At 64.0% G+C, this 12,184-nt stretch carries 13 protein-coding genes; 9 read left to right on the plus strand and 4 right to left on the minus strand.

Going from position 1 to position 12,184, the window contains the following annotated elements; genetic code table 11:
• The first annotated feature begins 76 nt into the window (after window positions 1–76).
• Complete coding sequence (locus tag GC127_RS14130; protein ID WP_151978756.1) at window positions 77–907, plus strand: fumarylacetoacetate hydrolase family protein; 831 nt, start codon at window positions 77–79, stop codon at window positions 905–907.
• Here GC127_RS14130 and GC127_RS14135 read toward each other — a convergent pair.
• Both GC127_RS14135 and GC127_RS14140 read right to left on the minus strand, forming a co-directional pair.
• Complete coding sequence (locus GC127_RS14135) at window positions 861–1,850, minus strand: alpha/beta fold hydrolase (protein WP_151978758.1); 990 nt, start codon at window positions 1,848–1,850, stop codon at window positions 861–863. The two genes, GC127_RS14130 and GC127_RS14135, sit on opposite strands and share 47 nt — an antisense overlap.
• On the minus strand, window positions 1,850–2,140 hold the full coding sequence (locus tag GC127_RS14140; protein WP_151978760.1) for an SCP2 sterol-binding domain-containing protein: 291 nt from the start codon (window positions 2,138–2,140) through the stop codon (window positions 1,850–1,852). The genes GC127_RS14135 and GC127_RS14140 overlap by 1 nt, the downstream gene beginning before the upstream one ends.
• Window positions 2,141–2,211: 71 nt before the next feature.
• On the opposite strand from GC127_RS14140, the gene GC127_RS14145 reads away from it, so the two are divergent.
• From GC127_RS14145 to GC127_RS14165, 5 genes are all read left to right on the plus strand, one after another.
• Window positions 2,212–2,772, plus strand: coding sequence for a tetratricopeptide repeat protein (locus tag GC127_RS14145; protein ID WP_151978762.1), 561 nt, complete (start codon window positions 2,212–2,214; stop codon window positions 2,770–2,772).
• 21 nt (window positions 2,773–2,793) lie between these two features.
• Window positions 2,794–5,706 carry a helicase-related protein gene (locus GC127_RS14150; RefSeq protein ID WP_151978764.1) on the plus strand — a complete coding sequence of 971 codons (2,913 nt, stop codon included), beginning with the start codon at window positions 2,794–2,796 and terminating at the stop codon, window positions 5,704–5,706.
• Between the two features lie 3 nt (window positions 5,707–5,709).
• Window positions 5,710–6,090 (plus strand): RNA-binding S4 domain-containing protein, encoded by a 381-nt coding sequence (locus GC127_RS14155; protein ID WP_151978766.1) that lies wholly within the window; start codon window positions 5,710–5,712, stop codon window positions 6,088–6,090.
• A 52-nt stretch (window positions 6,091–6,142) separates the two neighbouring features.
• Entirely contained in the window at window positions 6,143–6,481 is a 339-nt protein-coding gene (gene fdxA, locus GC127_RS14160) for a ferredoxin FdxA (RefSeq protein WP_008280624.1), read from the plus strand.
• A 291-nt stretch (window positions 6,482–6,772) separates the two neighbouring features.
• Window positions 6,773–7,282, plus strand: a complete 510-nt coding sequence (locus GC127_RS14165; RefSeq protein ID WP_008280623.1) for a CarD family transcriptional regulator — start codon at window positions 6,773–6,775, stop codon at window positions 7,280–7,282.
• Window positions 7,283–7,339: 57 nt separating this feature from the next.
• Here the strand turns inward: GC127_RS14165 and cobS are convergent, their stop codons facing one another.
• Complete coding sequence (cobS, locus tag GC127_RS14170; RefSeq protein ID WP_081506693.1) at window positions 7,340–8,098, minus strand: adenosylcobinamide-GDP ribazoletransferase; 759 nt, start codon at window positions 8,096–8,098, stop codon at window positions 7,340–7,342.
• Window positions 8,099–8,176: 78 nt separating this feature from the next.
• Between cobS and cobT the strand changes: the two genes are divergently transcribed.
• The gene (gene cobT / locus GC127_RS14175; protein ID WP_151978768.1) at window positions 8,177–9,193 is read left to right on the plus strand and encodes a nicotinate-nucleotide--dimethylbenzimidazole phosphoribosyltransferase; all 1,017 of its coding nucleotides are present in this window, start codon (window positions 8,177–8,179) and stop codon (window positions 9,191–9,193) included.
• Between the two features lie 77 nt (window positions 9,194–9,270).
• Window positions 9,271–10,935 (plus strand): iron ABC transporter permease, encoded by a 1,665-nt coding sequence (locus GC127_RS14180; protein ID WP_081506691.1) that lies wholly within the window; start codon window positions 9,271–9,273, stop codon window positions 10,933–10,935.
• A gap of 32 nt (window positions 10,936–10,967) precedes the next feature.
• Here the strand turns inward: GC127_RS14180 and GC127_RS14185 are convergent, their stop codons facing one another.
• Window positions 10,968–11,573, minus strand: a complete 606-nt coding sequence (locus GC127_RS14185) for a flavin reductase family protein (RefSeq protein WP_199861262.1) — start codon at window positions 11,571–11,573, stop codon at window positions 10,968–10,970.
• Between the two features lie 89 nt (window positions 11,574–11,662).
• On the opposite strand from GC127_RS14185, the gene GC127_RS14190 reads away from it, so the two are divergent.
• Window positions 11,663–12,148 carry a GNAT family N-acetyltransferase gene (locus tag GC127_RS14190; RefSeq protein ID WP_081506690.1) on the plus strand — a complete coding sequence of 162 codons (486 nt, stop codon included), beginning with the start codon at window positions 11,663–11,665 and terminating at the stop codon, window positions 12,146–12,148.
• Window positions 12,149–12,184 lie beyond the last annotated feature (36 nt).

Raw genomic sequence — 12,184 nt, forward strand, 5'->3', positions numbered from 1 at the left:
GGCCACAAGGGGCGGGGTGCTTGCCATTCGGGCGCGGCTGGCTAGGGTGGGGCGCAAGGTGAAAGGGGAAGATCACATGATATTCGCGCGATTTGGTGAGAGGGGTCAGGAAAAACCCGGCGTTCTGGACGATCAGGGGCGCTTGCGGGATTTGTCGGGTGTGGTGCCCGATTTGGCCGGGGCGGTGCTTGCTGATTTGCCCCGGATCGACCCCGAAAGCCTGCCTTTGGTTGCAGGCACCCCCCGGATCGGGCCGCCAGTGGGGCAGGTGGGCAAACTGATTTGCATCGGTCTCAACTATACCGACCATGCCGAAGAGGTGGGCGTTGCCGCCCCGCCAGAGCCGGTGGTGTTTCTCAAGGCGACCTCGGCAATTTGCGGCCCGCAAGACCCTGTGTATCTGCCCCGCGGTGCGGAGAAGGGCGATTGGGAGGTGGAATTGGGCGTGGTGATCGGGCGTCGCGCCAAATATGTGACCGAGGCTGAGGCGTTGGACCATGTTGCGGGCTACACAATCGTCAACGATGTGTCCGAGCGCGCCTTTCAGATGGAGCGGGCCGGGCAATGGACCAAGGGCAAAAGCTGTGACACCTTTGCGCCGATGGGCCCTTGGCTGGTGACAGCCGATGCCGTGGGGGATGTGCAGGCGCTTGATCTTTCGCTCGACCTGAATGGCGCGCGCATGCAGACCGGCACGACGGCGCGCATGATCTTTTCGGTGGCGCATATCGTGGCCTATCTCAGCGCGCTGATGACGCTGGAACCGGGCGATGTGATCGCCACCGGCACGCCACCGGGTGTAGGCATGGGGCGCAAGCCGCCGCGCTATCTGACCGAGGGCGATGAAATGGTGGTGCGGATCAGCGGGCTTGGGGAACAGCGCTCGCCTGTGCGGCGCGATCCGTAGCCGACGCGCGCCACGCGCCGCCATAGAAATCGCAAAGCTGGCGCAGCAGGCGCCCGCGCATGTCGGGCGTATCCATCAGCGTTTCGTGCCGCCCGCCGGGGACCAGTTCCAGATGCCCGCCCGGCCAATGCGCCATGCGGTCGATCACACGGGGCACATCGACAATCTGCTCGTCGCTGCCCAGAATCGTCAGGCAAGGCAGATCAGGAGAGGGCAGGCGCGCCAAATCCCGGGTTTCCTTCAACGCCTCGTGCAGCCAGCGCAGGCTGGGCCCACCCAGCCCCAACTCGGGGTGGGCGCGCAATTGCTGGGCCATATAGTCATACATCTCGCGGTCATTGGTCAGCTTGTTGCTCTCGAATGGCTCTTCCAGCACGTAATGCGCGCCCGCCGTGCCGGGGGCGTAATGATGGCTCATGCCCAACTGACGACTGCCCCAAGACAGGGACCATGCGACCGGGCGCAGAGCTTGCGCCATATGGATGCCCCACATCGGGCTCGAGAAGGCGCAGCTTTGCACCTCTAGCCCCCGCATCACCGCGCGCAGTCCGATACAGCCACCCATGGAATGCGCCAGTAGATGCCAAGGGCGCGGCAGATCAAGCCGCTCAGCCGCCTCGACCATGGCCGCGACATCCCGCTGATAATCCCCGAATTCATGCACATGGCCTGCCATGGCATCCGTGGTCAGCCGGTCCGCCAGACCCTGACCGCGCCAGTCAATGACCAGCGTCGCATACCCGCACCTGGCGAAATGCGCAGCGGCACGGCCGTATTTCTCGATATATTCGGTGCGCCCCGGAAAGAGCAGGACCGTGCCACGGGCCCCGTCCCTATTCCACAGGCCAATCCGCAGACGCATTCCGTCAGAGGCAGACATCCACCATGCGGCACCGCCCTCTGGCCCTTGGGCCACATCGTCAAAGAGCGGCGCGGCCTGCATCAGGCCAACACGCTGCCCAGCTTCATCGCCATGCCCATATCGCCATCGACGCTTAGACGGCCAGACATAAAGGCGGCGGCGGGATCGAGATCGCCCGAGAGGATCGATTCGAACGTATCGCGGCTGGCCGTCAGCGTGACATCGGTGTCGTCATCGCCGGCGCGCGCGCCATTGGCGTCGATCACGATTGCACCCTCATCTTCGATCACGAATTTCGCGCTGCCTTCAAGGCCCTCGCCCCCCAGTTTCTCATTCAGGGCGGCCACGGCTGTGGTGATTACGTCGCTCATCTGCGCTTCCTTTCACATTTGCGATGCCGGGGCTGTGCAACCGGACAATCTGCGCTAAACTCAGACTCGTTATGGGCGCAGCGAACTTCAATCTCAACCGTATCGTCGCGGCATTTGCAGCGATAGTCACGTTTTCCCTACCTGCCTTGGCAGAGGAGACGCGGCTTGACGGGCTCTTTGATCATTTGGCGCAGGCCGAGGCCGGGGAAGCGCGCAAGATTGCCGCCGAAATCGAGCTGGAATTGGCGCGCTCAGGATCGCCAGCAATGGATCTTTTGTTGCGGCGCGGCGAAGACGCAATTGAGTCGGGCGATATGGCCGAAGCCATCGCGCATCTGAGCGCGGCCATCGACCATGCGCCGGACTTTGCCGAGGCATGGCATCTGCGCTCTGTCGCGTTTTACCGGCAAGAGCGCTATGGTCTGGCCCTCCATGATATCGAGCGTGCGCTGGCGCTGGAGCCACGCCACTTCAATGCGATTTACGGCCTTGGGGTGTTGCTGGATGAATTGGGACAGCCCGATCTTGCGCGGGATGCGTTTTCGCGCGCGCTGGCTATACATCCCCATCACGAGGACGTAACCAAGGCGCGGGACAACGTGGCGCGCGAATTGGGCGGCGCGGATCTCTGACACCATCAAGGAGTGCTCTGGATGTCCGAGCAGTCAAGAACCCTCGCGGTTCTGGGCCCGACCAATACCGGCAAGACGCATTACGCTATCGAGCGGATGCTGGGCTATCGCACAGGCATCATCGGCCTGCCGCTGCGTCTTTTGGCGCGCGAGGTCTATGACAAGATCGTCGCGGTGCGCGGCCCCTCTGTCGTGGCGCTGGTCACCGGCGAAGAGCGGATTGTGCCCGAGCGTGCGCAATACTGGGTCTGCACGGTCGAGGCGATGCCCGAGGGGATGGGCGCGGATTTCGTGGCGGTGGATGAAATCCAGCTTTGCGCTGACCCGGAGCGCGGGCATGTGTTCACCGACCGGCTGCTGCGGATGCGCGGCCTGCGCGAGACGCAGTTTCTGGGCAGCCACACGATGCGCCAAACCATAGCCGCGCTGGTGCCGGGGGTCGAATTCCTCAGCCGGGCGCGCATGTCGCAACTTACATATACCGGCCCGCGCAAGATCGCCAAGATGCCCGCCCGCAGCGCCATCGTCGGCTTTTCCGTGGAAAACGTCTATGCCATGGCCGAGTTGCTGCGCCGCCAAAAAGGGGGCGCTGCGGTGGTCATGGGCGCGCTCAGCCCGCGCACGCGCAATGCGCAGGTCGAGCTTTATCAGAATGGCGATGTCGATTACCTCGTGGCGACCGATGCCATCGGGATGGGGCTGAACCTTGATATCAACCACGTGGCCTTTTCGTCGCTCAGCAAATTCGACGGGCGGCGGATGCGCTATTTGCAGCCCAATGAATTGGGGCAGATCGCGGGGCGCGCCGGGCGGGGGATGAACAACGGCACCTTTGGTGTGACCGGCGAGGCGCCCGATCTTGAGCCCGAATTGGCCGAGGCGATCATGGAGCATCGCTTTGCCCCCATCCGCAAGCTGGAATGGCGCAATGCGCGGCTGCAATTCGGCACCACCGGCGCGCTCATCGCCAGTCTCGAGGCGCGCCCCGATCACGAGTTGCTGGCCCGCGCCCGCGAGGCGGATGATCTGGGCGCGCTCAAGACATTGGCCGAACATCCCGATGTGATGCCGCGCGCCATCGGGGGGACAGCGGTGAAACTCTTGTGGGATGTCTGCCGCATTCCCGATTTCCGGGGCATCAGCGCCGCCGAACATGCCAGCCTCTTGGAACGCATCTATTGCGACCTGACCGACTATGGTCGCGTGCCTGATGACTGGCTGGCACAGCAGGTGGCCCGCATCGACCGCACCGATGGTGACATCGACACACTGTCGAAAAGGTTGGCCTATATTCGCACTTGGACCTATGTCGCACAGCGAAAAGGCTGGCTGGATGACGAAAACCATTGGCGCGGGGCGACACGCGCTGTAGAAGACCGCCTGTCAGATGCGTTGCACGGCGCGCTGACCCAGAGATTTGTGGATCGGCGCACCTCGGTTCTGTTGCGCCGACTCAAGCAGAAGGAAGCCATGGTGGCCGAAGTAAACGATCAAGGTGATGTGACCGTCGAGGGCGAATTCGTCGGACGGCTCGAAGGGTTCCGCTTCATGCAGGACCGCGCGGCAGCAGGCAAGGAAGCACGCACGCTGCAACAGGCGAGCGTCGCGGCACTTGCCCCGCATTTCCATCTCAAGGCGGACCGCTTTTACAACGCACCCGACACCGAGATCGACTTTACCGAACAGGGTGGCCTCTTGTGGGGCAAAGAGGCGGTGGGCAAGCTGACGCCCGGTGCCGACCCGCTCAAGCCACAGATCGTGGCCTTTGTCGATGACGAGGCCGGCCCGGATGTGGCCGCCAAGGTGCAACGCCGCTTGCAGCACTATATCGACCGGCGCATTGCCACGCTGTTTGAACCGCTCTTGAACATCCAGCGCGACGAGACGCTGAATGGTTTGGCGCGCGGTTTGGGCTTTCGCATGGTCGAGGCGATGGGCCTGATCCCGCGCGGTGAAATCGCCGACGAGGTCAAGGCGCTGGATCAAGACGCGCGTGGCGCCTTGCGCAAGCATGGCATCCGCTTTGGCCAGTTCACCGTGTTTTTGCCGCTCCTGCTCAAGCCTGCACCGACGCGGTTGCGGCTGGTGCTATGGTCGCTGAGCCAAGGGATGGATGAATTCCCCGAGGCCCCGCCGCCGGGTCTGGTGACCGTGCCCGCCCGTAGCGACGCGCCCAAGGGCTATTTCACGATGGCCGGGTATCGCGCTGCCGGGGATCGGGCGATCCGCATCGACATGCTGGAACGTCTGGCCGACATGCTGCGCAGCGAAGATACGCGCGGCGGATTCGAGGCCAAGCCCGATATGCTCTCTATCACGGGGATGACGCTCGAGCAGTTTGCCCTGCTGATGCAGGGGCTGGGCTACAAGGCCGAGCGTGCCGAACGCGCCAAGGTCAAGCCGGTCGATCAGGCCATTGCCGAGGCCCCCGCAGATGCGGCGGCGGCGATAGAGGCTGAAACGCCCGTCGCGGATATCGTGGCCGAGATCCCCGACGAGGGCGTTGCGCCCATCGCCGCAGAGCCGGTGGCCGAGACCGTCGTTCCCGCCGCGCTCGACGAGACCCCGGCCGAAGAGGTGCTTCCCGGTGAAAGCCCCGAGGTCGCGGCGACCGAACTCGAGGTCTATTACACCTTCACCTGGGCCCCGCGCGCCAATCGCCCACGTGGCGATCGCCCCGCACAGGGCGGACGTGGCCCGCGTGGTGCAAAGGCTGGACAGCCCGCCCAAGGGGATGGCGACGCGGCGCAGAAACGCGACCGCCCGCAGCGCCAAGGCGGCAAGCCCCGTGGAAAGCCCGGCAAAGGCAAGCCGCGCGAGCCGCGCGATGATCAGCCCAAAACCTATGCCGCCAAGCCCGAGAAGCGCAATGATCGGATCGACCCGGACAATCCGTTCGCTGCGGCCTTGATGGGGTTGCGGACCAAGGGCTAGGTTTTGGACGCGCCCGCCGCCAAAATCCGGCTCGACAAATGGCTCTGGCACGCGCGGTTTTTCAAGACGCGCACCCTCTCGGCCAAGGAAATCTCGGCTGGGCATGTGCGCGTCAACGGCGCGCGTGTCATCAAACCTGCGCAAGCGGTGGGGCCGGGCGATGTCCTTACATTTGCGCAGGCAACACGTGTCTGGGTGGTGCGGATCGCAGCGCTTGGCACACGGCGTGGGCCAGCCCCCGAGGCGCAGGCGCTCTATGACGATCTCAGCGACCCGGTGACGCAGGACAGCGTTCCGCCCGCGCCCAAATATGAGGGAAAAGGGCGCCCGACCAAGCGCGACCGCCGCAAACTCGATCTCAATGAACCGGGACCGCTTGATTGATCCCGCCCACTGGATTAGGTGAGGCGCAATTCGGCAAGAATGAGAGACGGCCATGACCTATATCGTGAACGACGCCTGTATCGCCTGCAAATATACCGACTGTGTCGAGGTCTGTCCTGTCGACTGCTTTTACGAAGGCGAGAACATGCTGGTCATTCATCCCGATGAATGTATCGACTGTGGCGTGTGCGAACCGGAATGCCCCGCCGATGCGATCCGCCCGGATACCGAGCCGGACATGGAAAAATGGGTCGAGTTCAACCGCAAATATGCGGAAATGTGGCCGGTGATCATCACCAAGAAAGATCCGCTGCCCGAGGCCGAAGAGCGCGACGGCGAGGCGGGCAAGCTTGAGAAATACTTTTCCGAGGCCCCCGGACTGGGCGGCTGAGACCCGATTCGCGGCATTCGCCGGTGAAACAGCGCCGCGCGTGACATTGTGAACCTGATAAGCCGTTGATTTGCAGGGGCGAATATGCCCGTACAGAACACCGCCCTTTCATTGGGCGGTTTTTTGTGATAAAGTTTCATGACAAGATCAAATGTGCCTGATATCCATTCACCCGCGTTGCTGCCCGGGGGTGGATTTCTCTGCGACAGATACACATATTCCGTGGACCGCATTGGCCCTTGGCATGTGTTTTTGTGCGTCCGAGCTGGCAGCCCTGCGAGGAAGACCTGAATGTCGAAGACCAAAAAGTCCGAATTTCGCCCTGATGATTACGTTGTATACCCCGCCCATGGCGTGGGCCAGATCGTTTCGATCGAAGAGCAGGAAATCGCCGGCATCACGCTGGAACTGTTCGTGATCTCCTTTGAAAAGGACAAGATGACCCTGCGTGTGCCCACCAACAAGGCCACCGAGATTGGGATGCGTGGCCTGTCCAGCCCCGATGTCGTGTCCAAGGCAATGAGCACGCTCAAGGGCAAGGCCAAGGTCAAACGTGCCATGTGGTCGCGTCGGGCGCAGGAATACGAGCAAAAGATCAACTCTGGCGATCTGATTGCCATTGCCGAGGTGGTGCGCGACCTGCACCGCTCCGACGATCAGCGCGAGCAGAGCTATTCCGAGCGTCAACTCTATGAGGCCGCACTCGAGCGTTTGACGCGCGAAGTGGCCGCCGTGTCGGGTGGCGATGAAGTTCTGGCCGCCCGCAAGGTGGATGAGGTGCTGGTGTCGCGCGCGGCGTGATCCCAACCCCGAATGTTAGGAAAAGGCCGCGTCCTCTGGCGCGGCTTTTTTCATGGCTCACATCAAAAGGCTGAACAACACCGCGATTTCCGCCAGTTGTTGCGTGGCCCCAAGGATGTCGCCGGTTTGCCCCCCGATTTTGGCGCGGGCAATCAGGCCAAGGGCGCAGGTGGCGACGGCCGCCGCAACCAGCGCATTCAGCCCTGCCGCACCAACAAGCACAAGCGCCAGACCCACCGCAAGGGCCAGCCCAACCGTCGCCGTCGCCCGCGGCGCGCGCCCCTGCGCCTGCGACAACCCGCTGGCGCGGGCATGGGGCAGGGCACACATGACCAAGGGCATCATCGCGCGTGACAGCAGGGCTGCGGCCAGAATGGCAGAGGTCGCCAGTGCCGGACTGACCTCAAAAAGCAGCCAGAGCGCCACACCGCGCGCGCCCAGTGACAGGATCAGCGCAATGACCCCGTAGCTGCCGATATGGCTGTCTTTCATAATCTCGAGCCGCCGCGCCGGCGTCCATCCCCCCCAAAGACCATCGGCAGTATCTGCCAACCCGTCTTCGTGCATGGCCCCGGTCAGAACCACCTGTAGGCTCAGGCTCACAAGCGCCGCAACCGGCGTGGGCAGCCCGAGTGCCAGGGCGGCGATCCCACCCAAGGCCGCCATACCGCCCAGCACCAGCCCCGCCAACGGATAGGCCCAAGCCGCCCGCGCGCCGCGATCAAACCGCCGCAACGGCACGGCCAAGCGACTGAGCAGGCTCAGCGCCAGCGGCATATCTCTGAGGCGGATCAACGCCTTGTCGTTTTCTGCCATGGGCGTGCCCTTTTTCGTCTGGGGCGGGGGCTTTGCCTGCGATACAGAATGGGCGCAGCACAATCAATGAGGCTTTGCATGCCGTCTCCTTTCTCTTCGCTTTCGGATTTCGCAGCCCTCTTGCGCGCGGCCCCCGGCACCGATGCGGCGGCGACGCAAGCGGCGCAAGCCCGCGACGCAGACCTCACCAAACCCCCCGGCGCGCTGGGGCGGCTTGAAGATCTGGCGCAATGGTATTGCGGCTGGCGCAGCGACGCACGGGCGCGGGTGACAGCCCCACAAGTGATCGTCTTTGCAGGCAATCATGGGGTGGTGGGGCAGGGCATTTCCGCCTTTCCTGCGGCTGTCACCGCGCAGATGGTGGCGAATTTTCGGGCGGGCGGGGCGGCGGTCAATCAATTGGCGGCGCAAGTGGGCGCGCGGATGGATGTGGTCGCGCTCGATCTGGATCGGCCCACGGGCGATATCAGCCTTGGCCCAGCCATGTCCGAGGACGACATGCTGCGCGCGCTCAACGCCGGCTGGGATGCGGTGGACCCGGCTACAGACCTTTTGGTTGTAGGCGAGATGGGCATCGGCAACACCACCTCTGCGGCGGCGATTGCGCTGGCGCTCTTTGGCGGCGGGGCCGAGGGATGGACGGGGCGCGGCACCGGGCTGGCCGATGCGGCACTGGCGCACAAGGCACAGATCGTGGCGCGGGCGGTCACGGTCAACGCCGCCTCTGGGGCAGGGGGGCTAGAGGTCTTGCGCCGCTTGGGCGGACGCGAATTGGTGGCGATGGCCGGGGCCATGGCGCGGGCGCGGCAGCTGCGCATTCCGGTCGTGCTCGATGGCTTTATCTGCACCGCCGCCGCCGCCTGTCTGCACGCGGAATGCCCCGGCGCGCTTGATCACGCCATAGCCGGGCATGTCAGCGCCGAGCCAGGTCATCCACGCCTCTTGCACGCATTGGGCAAAGAGCCGCTTTTGGCGCTGGGCCTGCGTCTTGGCGAGGGCTCGGGTGGGGTGCTGGCGATGGGTATCGTGCAAGCGGCGCTCGCCTGTCATTCCGGCATGGCCACCTTTGCCGAGGCGGGCGTGTCGGGGGCGTAATCGCCTCATCGGCTTGACCCGCCTGCCGCCCCGGAATACTGATCAAAACCGTCGGATTATACCGGAGCGTTTGGCCCATGAGCGAAACCCTTTTGCACCGCCTTGCCTGGGTCGTCGTCGTGCTCTGCGTGGCGCCTATCCTTGCGGCGGCGCTCGCGGCCTTCGCGGGCGATTTGCAGACCTGGCGCGATGTGCTGTCCTCGGTCTTGCCGCGCTATACCGCGACGACCCTGACGCTGGTCGCCATCGTCGGCGTCAGCACGGCGGTGATCGGATCGGTCACGGCTTGGCTGGTGACGGTCTACCGCTTTCCCGGTGCGCGGCTTTTAGAGGTGGCGCTGGCGCTGCCGCTGGCGTTTCCGGCCTATGTCATGGCCTATGCCTATACGCATTTTCTGGACCATCCCGGCCCGGTGCAAACCGCCTTGCGCGCGATCACGGGCTGGGGGCCGCGCGATTACTGGTTTCCAGAGGTGCGCAGCCTTGGCGGGGCGGCCCTGATGCTGACAATCGTGCTCTATCCTTACGTCTACCTCCTTGCGCGGGCCTCGTTTCGGCAGCAATCGGGCAATGCGTTCCTTGTGGCGCGCACGCTGGGGCGTTCGCCGATGCAGGCCTTCTGGCGGGTGGCCCTGCCGATGGCGCGCCCGGCGATTGCGGGCGGGGCACTTCTTGCGGTTATGGAGACGATCGCCGATTTCGGCACCGTGGCGTTTTTCAACGTCCAGACCTTTGCCACCGGCATCTATCAGGCGTGGTTCAGCCTTGGCGACCGGGCGGCGGCGGCGCAACTGGCGCTGTGCCTGCTCAGTTTCGCGCTGCTCTTGGCCGGGTTAGAGCGGGCAAGCCGGGGGCGGTCGCGCACCGCCGGGCGCGGCGCACGGTTCGAGACGATGGAACGCCCGCAGTTGCGCGGTGCAGCGGGTTGGGGGGCCTTTACGCTCTGTTTTCTGCCGGTGCTGTTTGGCTTCATCATTCCGGTGATCATGCTGGGGGAAATGGCCATCGGATCGGGGCAAAATATCCTTTCGGCGCGCTATCTGGGGTTCATGACCAATTCGGTGCTCTTGGCCAGTGTCGCGGCAGTGCTGACGGTGGTGGGGGCAATCCTCGTGGGGTTTCGCGCCCGCACCCGTCCGGGGCGCAGCGCGCGCTGGCTGGTGATGGGGGCAGGTCTGGGCTATGCCGTGCCCGGTGGCGTCATTGCCGTTGGCCTCATGGTGCCGATGGCGGGGCTGGACAATGCCATCGACGCCTTCATGCAAGAGACATTCGGCATCCGCACCGGGCTTTTGATCACCGGATCAATCTGGCTGATGATCATGGCCTATATGGTGCGGTTCATGGCGGCGGCGCTCAACGCCTATGACAGTGGCATGGCGACGGTGCCGGGGCATCTTGATGCGATTGGCCGCTCTTTGGGGCAGCCGGGGCCAAAACTGCTGACACGGGTGCATCTGCCGGTGGCGCGCACCTCGGTTCTGACCGCGCTTTTGATCGTCTTTGTCGATGTGATGAAGGAATTGCCCGCAACGCTGATCCTGCACCCCTTTGATTTTCAGACGCTGGCGGTGCAGGCGCACCGCCTCGCTGCCGATGAGCGGCTGTCAGAGGCGGCGGTGCCATCGCTGGTGCTGGTGGCGTTCGGACTGATCCCGGTGCTGATCCTCTGCCGCACGCTGGGCCGCGAGAGCATGGGGCGGCGCGCGGCAAAACTGGGCACGGCGATTTCAGCGGGGTAGGGTAACATTCACCCCAATCACGCCCGCGCGGCTTACTCCCCGGGTCGCCTCAAACTAAAGGTCTCGCGGATCACCGAATAATCCTGATACCCAAGCCGGGTCAGCGGATTGAACCGGGTCACGTCAAACCGGCCCTCGACCATGCAGTCGTCGCGCATATGCACGCCGATCACCTCGCCAAAGACCACGAAATTAGCCTCGCCGGGCAGTTGCACAATCTGCGTCAGCTTGCATTCCAGACTGGCCGGGCTTGCCGCCACGCGGGAACAGGCGATGGTTTCGCAGGTCGCCTTGTCCAACCCGGCATCGGTGAATTCATCCACCTCACGGCCCCACGCGCCAGAGGTCTGGTTCATGGCATCGCGCAACGCTTCGCTGACGATATTGACGCAAAAGACGCCTGTCTCGCGGATATTGGCGACGCTGTCCTTGGTATCGCCGCGATCCGGCTTGGCGCTGGTCGAGGCGAACATCACCTGTGGCGGCACATAGGCGACCGCATTGAAAAACGAATAGGGGGCCAGATTGTCCTGCCCATCGGCCCCACGGGTCGAGATCCAGCCAATCGGACGCGGGGTCACGATGGCGTTGAACGGGTTATGGGGCAGGCCATGGCCCTCTTCGGGTCGGTAAAACATCCGCCTCTCCTTGGTCATCGGGTTTGTGCCTGTCGTAACGTCGTGCTACGCGCATGGCCAGTCGATTTTTGGCAAGGGCAACGCGCGGCATGTTCACCCTCGAGACGGAGAAACCCGTTGATTACTGGGAGGTTGAGGCCCTCTATGACCTGTGTTTCGCGCCGGGGCGCGAGGCACTGTCGTCTTACCGGCTGCGTGATGATGTGTCCCCCGTGCGCGATCTGTGCCTTGTGGTGCGCGATCATGACAGGATTTTGGCCGGGGCAATCCGCTATTGGCCTGTTCGGATCGGCACGGCGCGCGCGCTTTTGCTGGGGCCTGTTGCCGTGCATCCCACCCATCAGGGCGAGGGGCTGGGCGCGCTGCTTATGCGCGACAGTCTGGAGCGCGCAGCGGCGCTCGGCTGGGAGCGGGTAATCTTGGTGGGCGATGCGCCCTACTATAGCCGCTTTGGATTTACCAAGCTGACCGCCGTGGAAATGCCGCCCCCCACCAACCCAGAGCGTGTGCTGGGGCTGGAACTGCGCCCCGGCGCGTGGGAGGATGTGGCTGGCAAAGTGATGCGCGACGCTTGAATTCAGGCTCTGCCGTGGCCAGTTGTGCCGGGTGAG

The sequence above is a fragment of the Roseovarius sp. EC-HK134 genome (assembly GCF_902498815.1).
Classification (GTDB): domain Bacteria; phylum Pseudomonadota; class Alphaproteobacteria; order Rhodobacterales; family Rhodobacteraceae; genus Roseovarius; species Roseovarius mucosus_A.